The 16,850-nt window shown below is 72.3% G+C and carries 18 protein-coding genes and 1 pseudogene; 6 read left to right on the forward strand and 13 right to left on the reverse strand.

The window, feature by feature from the left end; translation table 11 throughout:
* Nucleotides 1–29: 29 nt before the first annotated feature.
* From ACFYTQ_RS14840 to ACFYTQ_RS14865, 6 genes are read right to left on the reverse strand one after another with little or no spacing between them, the layout of a single operon-like run.
* Nucleotides 30–971, reverse strand: a complete 942-nt coding sequence (locus ACFYTQ_RS14840; RefSeq protein WP_387360779.1) for a glycosyltransferase family 9 protein — start codon at nt 969–971, stop codon at nt 30–32.
* The gene (locus ACFYTQ_RS14845; protein WP_387360781.1) at nt 962–1,660 is read right to left on the reverse strand and encodes an SDR family oxidoreductase; all 699 of its coding nucleotides are present in this window, start codon (nt 1,658–1,660) and stop codon (nt 962–964) included. Before ACFYTQ_RS14845 ends, ACFYTQ_RS14840 begins: the two co-directional genes overlap by 10 nt.
* Entirely contained in the window at nt 1,657–2,640 is a 984-nt protein-coding gene (locus tag ACFYTQ_RS14850) for a PfkB family carbohydrate kinase (RefSeq protein WP_387360783.1), read from the reverse strand. The genes ACFYTQ_RS14845 and ACFYTQ_RS14850 overlap by 4 nt, the downstream gene beginning before the upstream one ends.
* Nucleotides 2,637–3,197 carry an SIS domain-containing protein gene (locus ACFYTQ_RS14855; RefSeq protein WP_387361306.1) on the reverse strand — a complete coding sequence of 187 codons (561 nt, stop codon included), beginning with the start codon at nt 3,195–3,197 and terminating at the stop codon, nt 2,637–2,639. Before ACFYTQ_RS14855 ends, ACFYTQ_RS14850 begins: the two co-directional genes overlap by 4 nt.
* A 37-nt stretch (nt 3,198–3,234) precedes the next feature.
* On the reverse strand, nt 3,235–3,750 hold the full coding sequence (locus ACFYTQ_RS14860; RefSeq protein WP_387360785.1) for a D-glycero-alpha-D-manno-heptose-1,7-bisphosphate 7-phosphatase: 516 nt from the start codon (nt 3,748–3,750) through the stop codon (nt 3,235–3,237).
* Between the two features lie 8 nt (nt 3,751–3,758).
* A complete protein-coding gene (locus tag ACFYTQ_RS14865; protein ID WP_387360787.1) occupies nt 3,759–4,964 on the reverse strand; it encodes a glycosyltransferase in 1,206 nt (401 codons plus the stop codon).
* 96 nt (nt 4,965–5,060) lie between these two features.
* On the opposite strand from ACFYTQ_RS14865, the gene ACFYTQ_RS14870 reads away from it, so the two are divergent.
* Nucleotides 5,061–5,900, forward strand: coding sequence for an acyl-CoA thioesterase domain-containing protein (locus ACFYTQ_RS14870; protein ID WP_387360789.1), 840 nt, complete (start codon nt 5,061–5,063; stop codon nt 5,898–5,900).
* A gap of 70 nt (nt 5,901–5,970) precedes the next feature.
* On the opposite strand, the gene ACFYTQ_RS14875 is transcribed toward ACFYTQ_RS14870, so the two are convergent.
* The 3 genes and pseudogenes from ACFYTQ_RS14875 to ACFYTQ_RS14885 form a co-directional block, all read right to left on the reverse strand.
* Nucleotides 5,971–6,810, reverse strand: coding sequence for a hypothetical protein (locus tag ACFYTQ_RS14875; RefSeq protein ID WP_387360791.1), 840 nt, complete (start codon nt 6,808–6,810; stop codon nt 5,971–5,973).
* Nucleotides 6,811–6,841: 31 nt separating this feature from the next.
* Nucleotides 6,842–8,808, reverse strand: a pseudogene (locus ACFYTQ_RS14880) (erythromycin esterase family protein).
* Nucleotides 8,809–8,819: 11 nt separating this feature from the next.
* Nucleotides 8,820–9,044: a DUF6480 family protein gene (locus ACFYTQ_RS14885; RefSeq protein ID WP_387360793.1), complete on the reverse strand. Its 225-nt coding sequence runs from the start codon at nt 9,042–9,044 to the stop codon at nt 8,820–8,822.
* Nucleotides 9,045–9,483: 439 nt separating this feature from the next.
* On the opposite strand from ACFYTQ_RS14885, the gene ACFYTQ_RS14890 reads away from it, so the two are divergent.
* From ACFYTQ_RS14890 to ACFYTQ_RS14900, 3 genes are all read left to right on the forward strand, one after another.
* Nucleotides 9,484–9,873: an STAS domain-containing protein gene (locus ACFYTQ_RS14890; RefSeq protein WP_387360795.1), complete on the forward strand. Its 390-nt coding sequence runs from the start codon at nt 9,484–9,486 to the stop codon at nt 9,871–9,873.
* A 232-nt stretch (nt 9,874–10,105) separates the two neighbouring features.
* Entirely contained in the window at nt 10,106–10,639 is a 534-nt protein-coding gene (locus ACFYTQ_RS14895) for an ATP-binding protein (protein ID WP_387360797.1), read from the forward strand.
* The gene (locus ACFYTQ_RS14900) at nt 10,629–11,423 is read left to right on the forward strand and encodes an RNA polymerase sigma factor SigF (protein ID WP_387360799.1); all 795 of its coding nucleotides are present in this window, start codon (nt 10,629–10,631) and stop codon (nt 11,421–11,423) included. Before ACFYTQ_RS14895 ends, ACFYTQ_RS14900 begins: the two co-directional genes overlap by 11 nt.
* A gap of 11 nt (nt 11,424–11,434) precedes the next feature.
* Here the strand turns inward: ACFYTQ_RS14900 and ACFYTQ_RS14905 are convergent, their stop codons facing one another.
* Both ACFYTQ_RS14905 and ACFYTQ_RS14910 read right to left on the reverse strand, forming a co-directional pair.
* Nucleotides 11,435–11,650 carry a hypothetical protein gene (locus tag ACFYTQ_RS14905; RefSeq protein WP_387360801.1) on the reverse strand — a complete coding sequence of 72 codons (216 nt, stop codon included), beginning with the start codon at nt 11,648–11,650 and terminating at the stop codon, nt 11,435–11,437.
* A 13-nt stretch (nt 11,651–11,663) separates the two neighbouring features.
* Nucleotides 11,664–12,614, reverse strand: coding sequence for a hypothetical protein (locus tag ACFYTQ_RS14910; RefSeq protein WP_387360803.1), 951 nt, complete (start codon nt 12,612–12,614; stop codon nt 11,664–11,666).
* A 100-nt stretch (nt 12,615–12,714) separates the two neighbouring features.
* Here ACFYTQ_RS14910 and ACFYTQ_RS14915 point away from each other — a divergent pair, with 100 nt between their 5' ends.
* Together ACFYTQ_RS14915 and ACFYTQ_RS14920 are read left to right on the forward strand one after the other, a co-directional pair.
* Nucleotides 12,715–13,050: a DUF3140 domain-containing protein gene (locus ACFYTQ_RS14915; RefSeq protein ID WP_387360805.1), complete on the forward strand. Its 336-nt coding sequence runs from the start codon at nt 12,715–12,717 to the stop codon at nt 13,048–13,050.
* Entirely contained in the window at nt 13,051–14,154 is a 1,104-nt protein-coding gene (locus ACFYTQ_RS14920; RefSeq protein ID WP_387360807.1) for a glycosyltransferase family 9 protein, read from the forward strand.
* Between the two features lie 6 nt (nt 14,155–14,160).
* Here the strand turns inward: ACFYTQ_RS14920 and ACFYTQ_RS14925 are convergent, their stop codons facing one another.
* Together ACFYTQ_RS14925 and rfaE2 are read right to left on the reverse strand one after the other, a co-directional pair.
* Nucleotides 14,161–14,988, reverse strand: a complete 828-nt coding sequence (locus ACFYTQ_RS14925) for a glycosyltransferase family 2 protein (protein ID WP_387360809.1) — start codon at nt 14,986–14,988, stop codon at nt 14,161–14,163.
* Nucleotides 14,988–16,499 (reverse strand): D-glycero-beta-D-manno-heptose 1-phosphate adenylyltransferase, encoded by a 1,512-nt coding sequence (gene rfaE2, locus ACFYTQ_RS14930; protein WP_387360811.1) that lies wholly within the window; start codon nt 16,497–16,499, stop codon nt 14,988–14,990. Before rfaE2 ends, ACFYTQ_RS14925 begins: the two co-directional genes overlap by 1 nt.
* Nucleotides 16,500–16,850: the final 351 nt, after the last annotated feature.

The raw sequence follows: 16,850 nt of genomic DNA on the forward strand, positions 1-16,850 counted from the left end.
GGTGGGTGGGTAGGGCTTGGTGGGGGCGCTCAGCGGGGGATCGGAAGTAATACGGCCAGTTGGTCTTTCGCGGCATCCAGGACCTCGTCGGTGGAGATGAGGAGGAGGCCCGGGTCGGGGGTGTCGGCGAAGGGGTCGCCCAGTTGGCCGGACCAGAGGGCGCGGTGTTCCGGGCGGTCGGGTGGGGGGCCCCACCAGGATGGGGGGTTGGGGCCGAAGACCAGGACGGAGGGGGTGCCGAGGGCCGTTGCTAGATGGCCTATTCCGGTGTCGCCGGATATGACCAGGGCTGCTCCGGCGACTGCGGCGGCGAGTTCGCGTAGGGTGTATCGGCCTGCGGTTACGGCTGTTTCGGGGAGGCCGGCGTGGTGGGCCACCTCGCGGGCGAGGTCGTACTCGTCGGCGCTGCCGGTGATCAGGACGCGGTGGCCGGCGCGGCGCAGGGCGGCGGCGACGGTGGCGAAGCGGTCGGCGGGCCAGCGGCAGGCGGCGGTGCTGGCGCCGGGGTGGACGAGGATACGGCCGTCGTATTCGGTTTCGGGTGGGGCCGGAATGCCCAGGGCGCCAGGCGAAGACGTTATGCCCGCGAATTCGAGTAGTCGGCACCAGCGGGTGACCTCGTGGGTGCCGTAGGCCCACTCGGGGCCGTCCACTCCCGGGTAGCGGGCGTGGCGGTGGGTGATCAGGTGGCGGGGCCGCAGGGCGAGCAGGTCGCCGATGCTCTCGGGGCCGCGCCCGTGCAGGTTGACCGCGAGGGCGGGGCGCGGGCCGGGCCAGCGCAGCGCGCCGAGGCCGGGGGTGGGCAGCAATTCGTCCACCGCGCCGGACAATTCGATGATCGGCCGCAGCCATTCCGGTGCCGCGAGGACCAAACGGTGTTCGGGGCGGGCGGTGCGCAGCGCGCGCAGGGCGGGGACGGCGGTCAGGAAGTCGCCCAGGCCCAGCGCGCGCAGCGCCAGCGTCACGGCCACGACGTCTCCGTGGACGGGCACACCACCAGTTCGCGGATCTCGCAGCCCGCGGGCTGGGTGAGCGCGAAGATCACCGTGGCCGCCACGTCCTCGGGGCGGTTGAGGCGCGCGTCGGGGCCCGGCTTGTACTGGTCGGGGCGATCGTCGAAGAACGCGGTGTGCATGCCGCCGGGAATCAGCAACGTCACCCCGACCTCGCCGGCGGTCTCGGCGGCGAGCGCGCGGGTGAAGCCGACCACGCCGAACTTCGAGGCGCAGTAGGCGGTCGCGTCGGGCAGGGCGCGCAGGCCCAGCGTGGACGCGACGGTCACCACGCGGCCGCGGGTGCGGCGCAGGCCGGGCAGCGCGGCGCGCACGACCGCGGCGGTGCCGAACAGATTGACCCGCACCACGCGTTCCCACTCGGCGGCGGGCACGTCGGTGAACGCCCCGCAGCGGTCGGTGCCCGCGGCGGTGAACACGCCGTGCAGGTCCCCGCCCGCGCGTTCGACCAGGGTCCGCACCGCGCGCTCGGCGTCCTCGGGATCGGCGAGATCGGCGTGCTCCCAAAGGAATTCGGCACCCGGATCCTGCCGGTCGATGATGAGCGGTGTGCCGCCCGCCTTCTGCACGGCCTGCGCCACGGCCGCGCCGAGGCCCGAGGCGCCTCCGGTGATGACGATATTGCCCAGCGTCGTGCTGTCAGTCATACCAGCCCTGCCTTTCTCACGTGGTCGTCGAGGGGGAGTTCGGATCCGATGCGCACGCTGGAAGCGGCTCCGGCGCAGACGAATTCGGCCGCGGTCTCGACCGCGACGCGCACCGCGTAGGCCGGGCCGTGCCCGGCGCGCAGCGCGGCGGTGGCGGCGGCGCTGAACCGGTCGCCCGCACCGCAGGTGTCGGCCCCGGAACCGGGCCGCGACCGGTCGGGGATGGGGACGGCGACCGTCTCGGCCCCGCCGCGCCGATGGAACAGCGCACCGCGGTCGCCGAGCGTCACCGCGATCGCGCGAGCCTGCCACCGTTCGCACAGCGCGCGGGCCACCGCGTCGAAATCGTCACTGCCGCCGCCGAATTCGACGGCCTCGCCGCGATTCGGCGTCACCAGGGCCGCGCCCGGTACGGGCGGTGCGCCGCGCGGATGCGGATCCCACACCACCGGGATCCGGGCGGCGCGCTCGGTGAGCACCGAACGCAGTTCGGGGTGCGCGCTCACGCCGCGCCCGTAGTCGGCCACCAGGATCGCGCCCGCCGCCTCGAGCGCCGAGCGCACCTTGGGGGTGAGGCGGTCGTCGCCGACGCGGCCGTCGCCGTAGTCGAGCCGGGTGATCGGGGTGGGCGTCTCGCCGTCCTCGCCGCGCGGTCCGGAACTCGCGCACGGTCCGGTGGCGCGAATTCGCTCCTTGCACACCGTGGTTCCGCGCAGCGGCAGCTCCGCCAGCCACACCCGGCCCTCGAACAGCCCGCGCAGCCGATCCGCCGCGGCGTCGGCGCCGAATCCGCCGACCAGCACCACGTCGTCGGCGTCGCGGGCGGCCAGCAGCGCCGCCAGGCCCGCGCCGCCGGGCCGGAACTCCTGCGCGCGGACGTCGACGACGGGCACGGGGGCGTCGGGGCTGCGGCGGTCGGCGCGGCCGTGCACGTCGATGTCGAGCAGCACGTCGCCGACCACCACCAGCGGGGCGCTCACCGCGACCTCATCGCCGATTCCATTGCCGCGCAGAGGGAATGGATGAGCAGCAGATGGATCTCCTGGACGGTCGCCACCCGCTCGGCGTCCACGGCGATGGCGTCGTGGCACAGCGCCGCGAGGGGATTGGGGGCGGGACCGGTGAGCGCCCAGGTGACCGCGCCGATCTCCTGCGCGGCCTTCGCGGCGGCGACCACATTGGCGCTCGAGCCGCTGGTGGACAGGACCACCAGCACGTCGCCGGGCCGCGCGTGCGCGCGGACCTGGCGGGCGAACATCTCATCGATGCCGTAGTCGTTGACCACCGCGGTGACCGTCGAGGTGTCGGCGTGTAACGGTATGGCCGCCAACGGGATTCGCTCGCCCTCGAAGCGTCCGGTCAGCTCGGCCGTCAGATGCTGGGCCTCCGCGGCGCTGCCGCCGTTGCCGCAGGCGAGCAGGCGGCCGCCGCGCGCGTAGACCCCGGCCAGGTGTTCGCCCCAGCGCCACAGCCGCGCGGTGGCGGATCTGTTGTGGCGCAGCGCGTGTTCGAGTGCGGAGAAGCGTTCGTCGAGTATGTCGCCGTGCTGCGTGCTCACCGTCGACCTCCCTTTCCTACAGCGCGAGGGCCACCGCGGTGACCAGGTCGGGCGCCACCCGGGCGGCGGCGCGCGCGTGTTCGATCTCCTCGAGGCGAGTTCTGGCGGTCGGGACCAGCACCGCGTCGGCGCCCGCCGCGAGCGCGGCCCGCACATCCGCGCCGATGTCGCCGATCACCACACAGTGGGCGGGATCGACGCCGAGCGCGCGGGCCGCGGCCAGGATCAGGCCCGGTCGCGGCTTGCGGCACGCGCAGTCGTCGGCGGGCGCGTGCACACAGATCTGCCAGGTGTCGAACGGGCCGAGCAGCTCCTCGACCCGCGCGTTGACCGCGGCCAGCTGGTCGACGGTGAGCAATCCCCGGGCCACCCCGGACTGATTGCTCACCACCCCGATCGGGATCCCGTCCGCGCGCAACCGGTCGAGCAGTTCCACCGCGCCCGGAACCGGTTGCACCAGAGCGGGATCCGACAGATAAGGGACGTCGACGATCAGGGTGTCGTCGCGATCGAACAGCAGCGCCGCGGTCATCGTCGGCCTCAGCGCGCCGCGGAGGCGATCTCCCCGGCCAGCGCGGGCACGGCCTGCCGGTAGACCGCGGCCGTCTGGTTGGCGATGCGGTCCCAGCCGTAGCGGGTGCGGGCCCGCGCCGCCCCGGCCGCGCCCCACGCCGTGCGCAGCGCGTCGTCGAGCAGCAGCGGACGCACCGCCTCCGCGATCGCCTCGGGTTCCAGCGAGGCGACCAAGCGGCCGGTGACGCCGTCGGCGACGGAGTCGATCATCCCGCCCACCGCCGTCGCCACCACCGGTCGCGCGCACGCCATGGCCTCGAGCGGCACCATGCCGAACGGCTCATACCACGGCGTGCACAACACCACGTCCGCCGAGCGGAACAGCCCCGGCATGGCGTGCCGCGGCACCTGGCCGAGCATCGTGACCCGTTGCGCCACACCGACTTCCGCGGCGATCGATCGCAACCGGTCGGCCTCGTCGCGTTCGGCGTCGGTGCCGCCCACGACGACGAGTTCGGTATCGGGCAGCGCGGCCAGCGCGCGCACCGCGATCTCGAATCCCTTGCGCGGCACCATCCTTCCGACCGAGAGAAGCCGGTGCGGGCACGGGCCGCGCGCGGCCGCGGGACCGTCCGGGGTGAAGGTGCCGGTGTCGACGCCGCACGGCACCACCGAGATCCGATGCCGCGGCACGCCCATGCGGGTCAGCTCGAACACCTCGTCGGAGCAGGTCGCCACGACCCGCGAGGCGCGGGTGGCGATCATGCGTTCGAGGCGGATCCGCGCGGGCGGGCTGGTGTCGGCGGCGCCCTGATGCCGTCGCTTCACCGTGCCCAGGGCGTGAAAGGTCTGTACCACAGGCACTTCCACGTCGCGGGCCGCCAATTCGGCGGCCAGTCCGGACATCCAGAAATGGGCGTGCGCGACATCGGGCCGGGCGGCCGACCAGCGGTCGCGCAGGAATGCCCCGAATTCGCCCATATGCGGCAACAGCTCGTCCTTGGGCAGGTGCCGCGCGGGACCGGCGGGTACGTGGACGACTCGGTACCCGTCGGCCGTGGTGACCTGTTCGGGCGCGTCCGGATCGTCGCGGCGGGTGTAGACCGTGATCTCGTGACCGCGCTCGGCCAATGCCGCGGAAAGCGCTGCCACGTGCACATTCTGGCCGCCCGCGTCGACGCCGCCCAACGCGGCCAGCGGGCTGGCGTGTTCGGAGATCATGGCAACTTTCATGTGCACGTCATGCCCGTGCTTCTCCTATCGAAACGCTTCGTGCTATATGTGCCGGAAGAACCAAGATCGGTCGCACTACCAGGCAGGATGTGAGAAGTGGGCGAGGGAAACGGCTATTTCGACGCCGTCGGGGACGGGTACGCGCCGCGGCCGGTGGCGGCGAGCCAGTGGTCGTCGGACCAGATCGTCGGACCGGCGTTGTGCGGTTTGCTGGCCGGTGCCCTCGAGGCCGAGCACGGCGGGGACGGTTTCGTGCCCGCGCGGCTGACCGTGGATCTGTTCAAACCCGCGCGGATGCGGCCCGTGTCGCTCACCACCACGCGGGTGCGCGACGGTAAGCGGATCCGGCTCGCCGACGCGCTGGTGAGCCAGGACGACGGACCGGTGGCGCGCGCGTCGGTGGTGTTCCTGCGGCCGTCGCAGGATCCGCCCGGGGCGATCTGGAAGCGGGGCGAGCACCCCGCCCCGCCCCCGGTCGACCTCGCGCCGCCGGAGGTGGTCGAGCACGCCCCGTGGTGGCACAGCGACGAATCCGGCCGCTGGTCGCGGATTTTCACCGAGCACGAGAACGGCAGCCGCAAGCGCAGCTGGCAGTCGCCGCTGCCGGTGCTGGCCGGGACGCCGCTCACGGCGTTCACGCGCGCGGCCATGGCCGCGGAACAGACCAGCATGGTGACCAATTGGAGCGACGCGGGCGTCGGCTACATCAACACCGATCTCACCCTCGGCCTGGCCCGCCTGCCGATCGGCGAGTGGATCGGCGTCGAGGCCGACAACCATCTCGCCGCGGACGGCATCGCGGTGGGCAGCGCGACTTTGTTCGACCGGCAGGGAAGTTTCGGCACCGCCATGATCACCGCGGTGGCCAACGCCGCCCGCCAGATCACCGCGGCCCGCCTCGACGACGTGTTGGCGACGGCGCGCACCCGGAGCTGAGCGTCAGCGGCTGAGGCGGTGGGCCTGCGACTTCCGGGCCGCGACGGCGGCGCGCACCCCGACCTGAGCGTCAGTGGTCGAGGCGGTGGGCCTGCCACTCTCGGGCCGCGTCGCGCAGGCTGCGGGTCCAGACGTTGGGGTTGCGGTCGGCGGTGGCGGACCACTCCTCGGCGAGGGCGGTGGCGAAGACGGCGAGTTGGCGTTCGGTGGCGGTGTGCCAGGCCGGGACTCGGGCCGCCCAGCCCTCGGCCGCGGCGGGGGTGTGCCCGGCGAAGATCAGCCAGACGATCCAGCAGCACGGGTCGATCCAGCCCGCGCCGCGGGTGGACCACGGCCAGTCCACCAGGCGCGCGGTGCCGCCCTCGGTGATGAGGACGTTGCTGTAGTTCCAGTCGGTGTGCAGCAGCGCGTCGCCCGCCAGCAGATCGCGGTCGAGGGGATCGGAAAGGTAGATGCCCCAACGCTTCTCGGCGTCCTTCAGCTCCAGATTCGCCGGGCTGCGCAGCCCGCCCAGCGCGGTCATGGCGGCGGCGGTGGCCAGCAGGTCGGCGTTGACCCGGTAGTCGGCGAAATGCCCTGCGACACAGTCAAATCCGAGCAGATCCCAGCCCGCGGTGTTGATGTGCCAGCGCACCCGCGGACCGATCGGGGTGACGTAGGGGCCGAGCGCGGCCTCGCGATGCTGGGTCCACACCTCGGGATCCTCGGCGCGCATCCCCTTGACGAAGGTGCGGCCGTCGGCGGTGTCGACGACGGCGGCGAGATGGCTGCTGAATCCGGCGATCACGGATTCGGCACGCAGGACCGGCCCGGTCATCGCCGCCACCGCGGTTCGGGCGGCCGCGGGCAACTGTTCCCAGCTGCGCCGCCGCGACGAGGTCTGGGCTCGGTCGACGGTCACCTCCGACATGTACTCCTTATCGAAATGGGGAGCAAGCGCGTCACAGTGGATCCAAGGGCCGCAGTGCCCGGGTCTGTGGAATATGGATCATAGCGTCGAATTGCCGGGCGGGCCGGACGTAGAAGTAATGGCTGTGTCGTTCGGTGTCGGGGCGGTACACCACGCCGATGGCGCGCGCCAGCCGCGGCGCGTCCCACGCGGCGGCCGCCGTCGCGTCGCCGATATCGGAGCGCAGCAGGATCGGGCCCGCCTCGAGCTCGGTGAGCAGATCCTCCACGCTGTCGGGCAGCGCGGGGACGACGTCGAATCGCCGTGCGGGACCGTCCCATTCGTCGGCCGCGAGCACCGTGCCGCCCCGGGTGCACAGGCCGATCAGCCGCGCGGCCGGACCGTACGCGCGGCGCGCCAGCTGGCCGAGGGTGAGCTGACCGTCGTCGGCGAGTTCGGTGGCGGCGCCGTCGCCGACGTGAGAGTTGTGCGCCCACACCACGATTTGCGCGGGACGGCCGCGGCGGCGGGTGAGGTGCTCGTCGAGGGCGCACAGCGTCTCGGCCATGTGGGTGTCGCGCAGATTCCACGACAGGGTGCGGCCGCCGAACATCGCGCGGTAGTACTCCTCGGCGGCGCGCACGGCCGAGGCGTTGCGCTCGGCGTAGAACCGGGCCTCCTCGGCGTCGGGGGCCGGGCCGTCGACACCGAGTCGCCGAAAGGCGTTGTCGCGCAACTCCTTCAGCTGTTCGATCACCTCGCGTTCGCAGGTCTCGCCCGCCCCGAAGGCCGCGGCGTAGCCGTAGGACCGCTCGTGGTCGGGGAAGCGATCGAAGCAGCCGTAGCGGTCGCGGGCGCGGGCGGCGGCGTCGGGATCCACCCGATCCAGGTAGTCGATCACCGCGGTGGCCGAGCGGCGCAGGCCGAACAGGTCCAGTCCGTAGAATCCCGCCGCGTCGCCGGGGCGGTCGGCGTTGTGGCGGCGCAGCCAGGTCAGGAAGTCGCGGACCACCGTATTGCGCCACATCCAGGTCGGGAAACGGGTGAAATCGCCGAGGGCGTCCCCGGCGTGGGCGTCGCGTCCCCGGCCCCGCGCGAAGCAGTCGGCGCGATAGGCGTCGGGACAGTCGGCCTCGACGGCCACGGCGCAGAAATCGTGTTCGGCCAGCAGGTATTGCGTGATGGCCGCGCGGGCGGCGTAGAACTCGTGGGTGCCGTGCGTGCTCTCGCCGATGAGCACCACGCGCGCGTCGCCGACGAGGTCGTCGATCGCCTCGGGGGCGGGAATCCCGTTGGGGCGGGCCGGGCTCGGCGGCGCAGCGCGGTCAGCGGCGGATCGGGCTCGGGGACGTGCCCGGTGGTGGGGGCGCCCAGCCACTGGGCGACCTCGGCGTCGGTGGTCTGGGTGAAATTCCAGTACGAGTCGCCGACCGCGCGGAAGGGGGTGGGCGTGGTCGCGCAGACCATCTCGTCGACGAGCCGCGACATCTCCGCGCACGTCGACTCCGGCGCCGCCGGGACCGCCGCCACGATCCGGGCCGGACCGAGATCGCGCAGGGCCGCGATCGCCGCGCGCATGCTGGCGCCGGTGGCCAGCCCGTCGTCGACGAGGATCACCGTGCGCCCGCGCACCCGCGGCGGCGGGCGGTCGCCGCGGTAGACGGATTCGCGGCGGGCCAGCTCCCGGCTCTCGCGGGCGATGATCCGGTCCAGTTCGTCCGGACGCACGTCGAACGCGCGCACGATGTCGTCGTCGATCACGATGCGCTGACCCGGGGCCAGCGCGCCGACGGCGACCTCCGGGTTCGCGGGCGCGCCCAGTTTGCGCACCACGAACACGTCCAGCGGCGCGGCCAGGGCCGCGGCGACCTGCCAGGCGACCGGGACCCCGCCGCGCGCCAGCCCGAGCACCAGCACGTCGTCCCCGCGATGGTGCGAAAGCTGTTGTCCCAGAACGGTTCCGGCCTCGCGGCGATCGCGGAACAGATGCGGTCGCGCCGCCGCCGGGGTACGGGTCATGGCGGTTCACCTCACATCTGGATCACCAGCAGCACGGCCACCACCACGAAGGCGATCACCAACAGGACCGCCGCGGCGATCACCGCGATCCCCGTCGGCGGCATGTGATTGCGGGTGCGCGGTTCGGGGGCGGACAGCCCGGAGGTCTGTGGGGTGTCGGGGGGCGTGGACCCGGGGCGGACGCCGCCGCCGGATTCGAGGTCGGGGGTGCGGGCGGGATCGGGATCCATGGACATCGCTCTACCTCCCGTCGTTGCCGGGGACCAGGGGATCTCCGGGACGGTTGCCGCGCCGTCGCCGCACGAGCACGACGGCCACCGGAATGACCAACAGGATCAACAGGAGTTCCATACCCGGCGCGTACCCGCCCGCGGCCGGAATACGTGCGCTCGGGCCGAGGACCTGAGAAGACCAGGTCCCGGAATACGTGCGCTCCGCCGGACGACCTCAGAAGACCAGGTCGCGGGGGTGTGGAAATCGTTTCGACCGGAAGCGATGACACTCGGTCGGGGGCGTGCGAGAATGGAGGGCAGGTTGAGACTACAGCCGATCCCGGTTCGCGTTCGGAGCCGTCCGAGACACCGGGCGACGGTCATGTAGCAGACCTTTGATCGCTGGCTCGACGGATCGTACTTCGCGCAGGAACTGGACACCCCCTTTCGGGAGGCTCTGGTTATGTCAGCAATCGCCGTTCTGCACCGCCGGATCGATGTCACATCCGGCGTGCCCGAGGGTCCGCCGACGCGCTCGGTCGACCGGCGGCCGTACACGATCGTCCGCGTCGAGGGCGAGTTGGACGCGACCGTCGCCGAGGAATTCCACGACGCCCTGGGCCGCGCCGTGACGAGCAGTTCGCGGGCCGTGGTGCTGGACTTCCGGCCGACGCGGTTCCTGAGCATCGGATCGGCCCAGGCCCTGGTGGCCGCCAAGACCATGGCCGCCACGCTCGGCGTGGATCTGCGGGTGGTCTCCGGCCGTCGCGAGATCGAGCGCATCCTGGACAAGACCGGGCTGCGCCCCCTGTTCCGCTACTACCCCTCGGTGGAGGCCGCGCTGACGGAGTAGGGCAGGCGAATTCGTGTGGGACCGGTCACGACCGGTCCCACCTTTTTCGGGCATGTTTCGATCCCGCGAACCCGGGTAAGCGCCGAAAGATATTGCTGGAGCAGAAAGGCCAGGACTTGGCAGCCGCGATCAGGGTCGCGCCCGCGCACAGCCGCGGGCGCGTCTTTCGTGCCAGACCGGGGAATCCGACCCGACCGTCGCGCACCGGCGACGGTCCGCCTAAGGTCGTGGATTGCGGGGCACCGTGGACGTGACAGGGAATGGACGGCGAGACGGCGGAAGCGGGCGCGCCCCGACGACGCTCGCCGGTTGGGAGGAGGAGAGGGACGTGTCAATGAGCGAGTGGGTTTCGAGGTCACCCGCGCAGACCTCGAGCGTCGGCATTCGCGTGCCGGCCCACCTGGGGCAACTCACCATGCTGCGAGCGCTTGCCGAAACCGTCGCGCTGATCGCGGATTTCGCGCTCGACGAGGTGACCGACATCCGGGTCGCGCTCGACGAGATCGCCACGGCCCTGATCGCCGAGGCCGTTCCCGGTTCGGCGGTGGACTGTGACTTCGCCTATGACGACGGCCGCATGACCGTGCGGGTCGCGGGGGTGGCCTCGGTCTCGGATGCGCTCGACGAGAACAGTTTCGGCTGGCACGTGCTGCAGACGATCACCGACACGATCTCCTCGGAGACCGAGCCGTTCGACGCTGTGCGCAACGGCTTCCCGATTCTCGTCGAGTTCAGTCGGGCGCGAGGGGAAGCCGATGGCGGATGAGCGCAGCCGCCGTCACCGCGGTGGCGACAGCTACGACAACATAGAGCCCGTCTTCGAGGAACTGGCCGCGTTCGCGCCGGACGATCCGCAGCGAGAAGCGGTGCGGGAGAAGGTGATCGGGCTGTGCATGCCGCTGGCCGATCACATCGCGCGGAAGTTCTCCGGGCGCGGCGAGAACTTCGACGATCTGTTGCAGGTCGCGCGGGTCGGTCTGGTGCAGGCCGTGGACCGGTTCGATGTGAGCCGGGGTTCGTCGTTCCTGTCCTTCGCGGTGCCGACGATCATGGGCGAGGTGCGGCGGCATTTCCGCGACAACACCTGGGCGGTGCGAGTTCCGCGCCGTACCAAGGAGATTCAGCTGTCCATCGGCGGGACCGTCGATCAGCTCGCGCAACGGCTGGGCCGCATGCCCCGCGCGCGGGAGATCGCCGAGGAGCTCGACGTGGATCTGGTCGAGGTCACGCAGGCGCTGATCGCGGGCAATTCGTATCAGGTGTCCTCACTGGACGCGGTCACCAGCGACGACGGCGAGAACAGTCCGCTGTCGCTGATGGAGGTCCTCGGTGAGGCCGAGCCCCGCTACGATCGCGTCGAGGAGTTCATGGCCGTCAAGCCGTTGATCGCCGAACTCCCCGAACGCGAACGCAACGTGCTCATGATGCGCTTCTTCGAGAACAAGACCCAGACCCAGATCGCCGAGGCCCTGGGCATCTCGCAGATGCACGTCTCCCGCATCCTCGCCAAGACGCTGGGATGGTTGCGTGAGGAAGCGTTGCGGGAGTAGCACTTTCGCGCTCAGCTCACCTCGGGTGGCTGCGGGGCGGTCGGTGACACCGGTCCCGGTTCCGGTGGCACGGGACCGGGGCCCGGGATCGGATCCGGCTGTCCCGGATGCGGGAGCGGGTCGGGGGTCGGCACCGGATCCGGGATCGGATTCGGCGCGGGATCGGGCGCGGGGATCGGGTCCGGCGGACCGGGGTCGGGTCCGGGAACCGGGGGCAGGGTGTCCATGGCGAAACCTCCTCTAGCCGTGCCGAAGTAGGGCGCCGACGCCGTCGGCGGGCGCGTCGGCGTGTCCGGTGGTGACGACGGTCGCGCGGGCGGCGAGCGCGGCGACGGGCAGGGCCTCGTCGGCGCGCCGCGGCCAGGTGCGGTGCGGGGGCCGGTCCACCGGCACCACCTGGGTCGGGTCCGGGCCGACGCCGACGGTGCTGTCGCCCAACCGATCCGGATCGATCAGCAGCGTGTCGGCATTGGCCTCGCGCAGCGCGGCCGTGGTGGCCGCGAGACCCTCGACCGCGAGGCCGCGGGGACGCGACCGTTCCTGGGCGAACAAGCGCACCACCGCGCGGCGGCGCAGTTCGGCCTCCTCGTGCAGCACCCGCCGGATCTGTTCCTGGAGCGCGGGGGAGTCGAATTCGATGGCGCGCGAATCGTGTTCGAGTTCGACGACACGGCGTCCGCGCGGCCCGAGGGCGTCGGACAGGGCCGCGCGCACGCTGGCCTCGCCCGCCACCAGCACCAGCGTCGCGCCCGCGCGGTCGGCGAGCCACGCGACCTCCTGCGCCGCCGCGCCGGGCACCGCGCCCGCCACCTCGCGGCCCCGGGAGTCCACGCCGCGGATCTGGGCGCCCGCGCGGTCGGCGAGCGCGACGATGTAGGGCGTGCGCGGCTCCCGGAACTGCAACAGCGGCAGCAGGTACGGCAGCGGGGACACCCGCACGACCGGGCGCGGCGGCGGCACCGGCAACGGCTCGGCGACGAGCACCTCACCGCCCCCGGCGATCACCGCGTGCCCGGTCCGTCCGGGTTCGGTGCTGGTCAAGGTGTCGTCGACGAGGTCGAGAAGCGGTGGGGGAGCGCCCTTTTCGGCCAGTTCGGCGCGCAGCGCCGGGATGTTGCCGCTGTTGTCCACATAGACCGACACGAAGGGACCTTCGTGGTCGGCCAGTTCTCGCAAGCTCGTCGTGACCACGTGGTGCGGATACCCGTCGAACCCCGGGGCAATCCTCACGCCCGCGGCGTTTGTCCCGGCGACAGCGTGGTAGCCGGACCACGACCGCAAGGAGGGCATGATGGCCGAATCCATAGTCGATGACGACCTGTGGGAGGACTTCCACCAGGTGGTCAACATGAGCTCCCGGGAACTGCGGGACTGGCTGCGCACCGACGCGGCGGGCCCGCGCACCGAGACCGAACCCGATCGGGCGGGCGCGCCGCTGGGCCGGGACGTGCTGGCGATCCTCGGCAAACGCCGCACCGACCTCGACCGGGGCGACGCCGACGTCATGCGCACGGTGGTGCGCCGGGTCCTGGACGAGCGCGGCGCCGAACCGGAGTCGGAGGCCGGGCGGCCGGAGTGGCGGCACCGGCTGATGTCGGTGGGTCACGATCCGCTGCGGGTCGGCTGAATGACGCGCGCACCGGAACCATACGGAATAGGGGAGATCAGCGAACCGTGGCCGGACGTGCGCCGCATCGCGGTCCTGCGCGGAGGCGGCTTGGGCGATCTGCTGTTCGCGGTCCCCGCGATCCACGCCCTCGCGGCCGCCTACCCCGAGGCGGAGATCGTGCTGCTGGGCAGTCCCCTGCACGCCGAACTGCTGCGTGGGCGCCCGAGTCCCGTCGACGAGGTGATCGCGCTGCCCGCGGGCCTCACCGCCGGGCGGGCCGAGGATCCCGAGGCCGAGGCGGAGTTCTTCCGACGGGTCTGCCGCGCCCCGATCGATCTGGGCGTGCAGTTGCACGGCGGCGGTCGCTGGTCCAACGGCTTTGTGCACCAATTGAATCCGCATTGGAGCGTCGGCTCGCGCACGCCCGACGCCGCGCCGCTGACGCGCACGCTGCCGTTCCGCTACTACCAACACGAGACGCTGCGCGCCCTGGAGGTCGTGGGCCTGGCGGGCGCGCCGCCGGTGCGGCTGGACCCCACGCTCGCGGTGACCGCCGCCGACCTCGCCGCCGCCGACCGGGTGCTGGGCAATCTGCCCGATCCCGTCGTCGCGCTGCATCCGAGCGCGACCGATCCGCGGCGGCGCTGGCCGATCGACCGGTTCGCGCGGGTGGCCGCGCACTGCCTGGATCGCGGCCTGGGTGTGGTCGTCCTCGGCGAGCACGGGGAACGGGAGCTGCTCGACACCCTGCACGACGCGGTGCGCGAGCTCGCGCCCGAGGCGGGCAAGGCGTTCGAAATCATTGTGGGACAGGACTTCTCGACGGTGACCGGGGTGCTCGCGCGCAGTTGTCTGCTGGTCGGCAACGACAGCGGCCCCCGGCATCTGGCCGCGGCGGTCGGGACGCCCACGATCGGGATCTACTGGATCGGCAATGTGATCAACGCCGGACCGCTCGGGCGCGGGCGGGATCGGATCCTGTTCTCCTGGACCACGCACTGCCCGGTGTGCGGGCGCGACTGCACCGACGAGACCGTGCCGCGCTGCGAACACGACGACTCGTTCGTGGACTCAGTGTCGGTGGCGCAGGTGCTCGCCGAGGTGGACTCGCTGGTGCCGTAGCGGCGCTCACTCGGTCCAGAAGTCGGGCGGCACGATGTCGTACGCCTCGACCTCGCGGCGGGGCACGGTCGTCGGGGACTCCAGATGGACCGCGCCGCTGGGCAGGATGCCCGCGCCGCCGTAGCGCGCCTGTACCCGCAGCTGGGCCAGCACGTCCTCGCCGCTGTGATGGCGCGGCAACTCCCGCCAGAACTCGAAACCGCCTGTGCGGACGAGCTTCTCGCGGTCGTAGAGCACGCAGCCACCGACCCATGCGACCTTGTAGGCCAGCCAGTCGCCCGGCCGCAGGGCGAGTTGTTCGGCGAGGTGGGTGGGGTTGGCGGCATTGTGCAGGGTGTAGCGCTGCCACGCCTTGTCCTCGCGGGTGATCCGCTCGGGTTCCGGTGCGCCGGGCCAGATCTCGAACGGGTCGAGTTCCTGCGGGCGGTGATCGTCCAGATACGACAGACCCTGCACCGCGCAGCCGACGAAGCCGCAGCGCAATTCGCCGATGGCCGTGCGCATCCGGCGCAGCGTGCCGGGTTCGAGCCAGACGTCGTCGTCGAGGAACAGCACGTAGCGCGACCGGGAGCGGCTCAGCAGATGGGCGCGCTGCTCGGCCATGCCCGCGGGCGGGCGATGGGTCGACAGCCGCACCCGGTGCCCGCGGTAGCGCAGCATCCTCGCCATGGCCAGCGCGGCGGGGGTGTCGTAGCTGGCGGCGTCGTCGGACTGGTCGCTGACCACCACGGCGAAATCCGAAAGGTCCTGTGCCGCAAGCCCGGACAGCGTGGTGGCCAGTTCGGTGGGGCGGTTGCGGGTGGGGATCAGGACCTCGAGTTCCGGCTCACCCATCACGTCCGCGCCCCGGCGCGGATGCGTTCGATGAGCGCGGTGGTGGAGCGCTTGGCGACGTACCCCAGCACCTGGACCTCGCCGCCGTATTCGGCGACGACGTCTGTCTCGCTGAGCATTTCGGGCCGGTAGTCGCCGCCCTTGACATACAGTTCCGGGCGCAGCCGCCGCAGCAGCGCGGCCGGGGTGGGTTCGTCGAAGATCGTCACGTGGTCCACGCAGCTCAGCGCCGCCAGCATCGCGGCGCGGTCGTCCTCGGAATTGACCGGGCGGTCCGGGCCTTTCAGCTCCCGCACGCCGCGGTCGGAGTTGACCGCGACCACCAGCACGTCGCCGAGGCGTTTGGCCTCGTTCAGATAGGCGATGTGGCCGGTGTGCAGGACGTCGAAACAGCCGTTGGTGAACACGATTCGCCGTCCGGCGCGGCGGTGCGCGGCGAGGGTGGCGGCGAGTTCGTCGTGGGTGAGCACCCCGCCGCCGCTGCCCGCGACCCGTTCGTGCAGATCGGTGGTCGAGCAGACCGAGGTGCCGGGGCGGTGCACGACCACGTCGGCGGCGGCCTGGGCGACCTCGGCCGCCGCGGATTCGGGCAGCCCGGCCAGCAGGCCCAGCGTGAGCGCGGCCACGAAAGTGTCTCCGCCGCCGCTGCATTGGCGTTCGGGCACCGGTTCGGCCCAGGTGCGGTGCGCCGGGCGGTCACCGGCGAGCAACAGCGCGCCGTCGCGGTCGAGGGTGACCGCGACGGTCTGCGCGCCGGTCAGCTCGAACAGCCGCGCGCGGTGGCGGTCGAACAGGTCCACGCGCTCCTCGCCGTCGGCCGGGAGCGGTAGTTCGAGGGCGGCGGCGGCCTCGGCGGCGTTGGGGGTGGTCACATCCGGGCGCACCGACTGCCAGGCGGCGGGGCGGTGGCTGTCGACGACCAGCAGCGGCAGGTTCGCGCGCAGGGTGGCGAGGTGGTCGCGCAAACCCGCGGCCAATCCGCCGTCGTAGTCGCAGACCACCAGGGCGTCGGCGCCGTCGAGGGCGGCGGCGAGGCTCGCGGTGACGTCGGGCGCGGAGCCGTCCAGGGGCAGCTGATCGCCCTCGTCGAAGCGGATCATGAGCTGATCGCCCGCGAGCACCCGGCGCTTGACCACGGTCGAGCGGTGCGGGGCGGTGTGCACGTGGTCGTCGGCGACGCCGTGGCGGCGCAGTTGGTCGCGCAGTTGCCGTCCGGCCGCGTCGTCGCCGATCAGCGATACCAGGCGCACCCGGGCGCCGAGCGCGGCGAGATTCGCGGCGGTGTTGGCGGCGCCGCCGGGCGCGGCGACGCTGCGGGCGATGTCGACCACGGGGACCGGCGCCTCGCGGCAGAGTCGTTCGGAGCGGCCCCACATCCACACGTCGAGCATGGCGTCGCCCAGCACGACCACGTCGGCGTCGAGGCGGGCGAGGCGTTCGGCGAGGGCGGGGGTCAGTTCGTGACCGTCCGGGAGCGGGCGGTTCGGGGTGTCGCTGGTCGGAGTGCGCATCGCGTACCTTCCGTCGGCGGTCTGGTCCCGCGATTCCACGCGCTCGCAGCGATAAACGGGCGAACTGAGAAGTAGGGGTGTTTCATCCCGGCGGCGAACCGGTGCGCCGCGCCGAATTGTGAAGGAGTCCAACGCATCAGGAGCGCGGGTGTGAGATGGCTCAGAGACCGCCACGGCGGTCGCCGGACCGTCGGCCGGGTCGTAGGGTGAGGGCGCGCGAGAGCGTGCGCTTGCCGGGTCCGATACCCGCTACTTCCGGTCCGACGAGCGCCGCGCCGACGAGGACGGACGCGTGGTCAGGTCAGCGACTCCCGCCTGCCCGCGCCGGGTCGGCGCCCGGCCCGCCGGACG

The sequence above is a fragment of the Nocardia sp. NPDC004068 genome, from assembly GCF_042874315.1.
Classification (GTDB): domain Bacteria; phylum Actinomycetota; class Actinomycetes; order Mycobacteriales; family Mycobacteriaceae; genus Nocardia.

What these genes read in the sequence shown, in the direction of transcription:
- ACFYTQ_RS14845 (WP_387360781.1), bottom strand. Translation starts at nt 1,660, where the DNA reads ATGACTGACAGCACGACGCTGGGCAATATCGTCATCACCGGAGGCGCC.
- ACFYTQ_RS14885 (WP_387360793.1), bottom strand. Translation starts at nt 9,044, where the DNA reads ATGTCCATGGATCCCGATCCCGCCCGCACCCCCGACCTCGAATCCGGC.
- ACFYTQ_RS14875 (WP_387360791.1), bottom strand. Translation starts at nt 6,810, where the DNA reads ATGTCGGAGGTGACCGTCGACCGAGCCCAGACCTCGTCGCGGCGGCGC.
- ACFYTQ_RS14915 (WP_387360805.1), top strand. Translation starts at nt 12,715, where the DNA reads ATGGCCGAATCCATAGTCGATGACGACCTGTGGGAGGACTTCCACCAG.
- ACFYTQ_RS14865 (WP_387360787.1), bottom strand. Translation starts at nt 4,964, where the DNA reads ATGAAAGTTGCCATGATCTCCGAACACGCCAGCCCGCTGGCCGCGTTG.
- ACFYTQ_RS14905 (WP_387360801.1), bottom strand. Translation starts at nt 11,650, where the DNA reads ATGGACACCCTGCCCCCGGTTCCCGGACCCGACCCCGGTCCGCCGGAC.
- ACFYTQ_RS14925 (WP_387360809.1), bottom strand. Translation starts at nt 14,988, where the DNA reads ATGGGTGAGCCGGAACTCGAGGTCCTGATCCCCACCCGCAACCGCCCC.
- ACFYTQ_RS14890 (WP_387360795.1), top strand. Translation starts at nt 9,484, where the DNA reads ATGTCAGCAATCGCCGTTCTGCACCGCCGGATCGATGTCACATCCGGC.
- ACFYTQ_RS14920 (WP_387360807.1), top strand. Translation starts at nt 13,051, where the DNA reads ATGACGCGCGCACCGGAACCATACGGAATAGGGGAGATCAGCGAACCG.
- rfaE2 (WP_387360811.1), bottom strand. Translation starts at nt 16,499, where the DNA reads ATGCGCACTCCGACCAGCGACACCCCGAACCGCCCGCTCCCGGACGGT.
- ACFYTQ_RS14900 (WP_387360799.1), top strand. Translation starts at nt 10,629, where the DNA reads ATGGCGGATGAGCGCAGCCGCCGTCACCGCGGTGGCGACAGCTACGAC.
- ACFYTQ_RS14860 (WP_387360785.1), bottom strand. Translation starts at nt 3,750, where the DNA reads ATGACCGCGGCGCTGCTGTTCGATCGCGACGACACCCTGATCGTCGAC.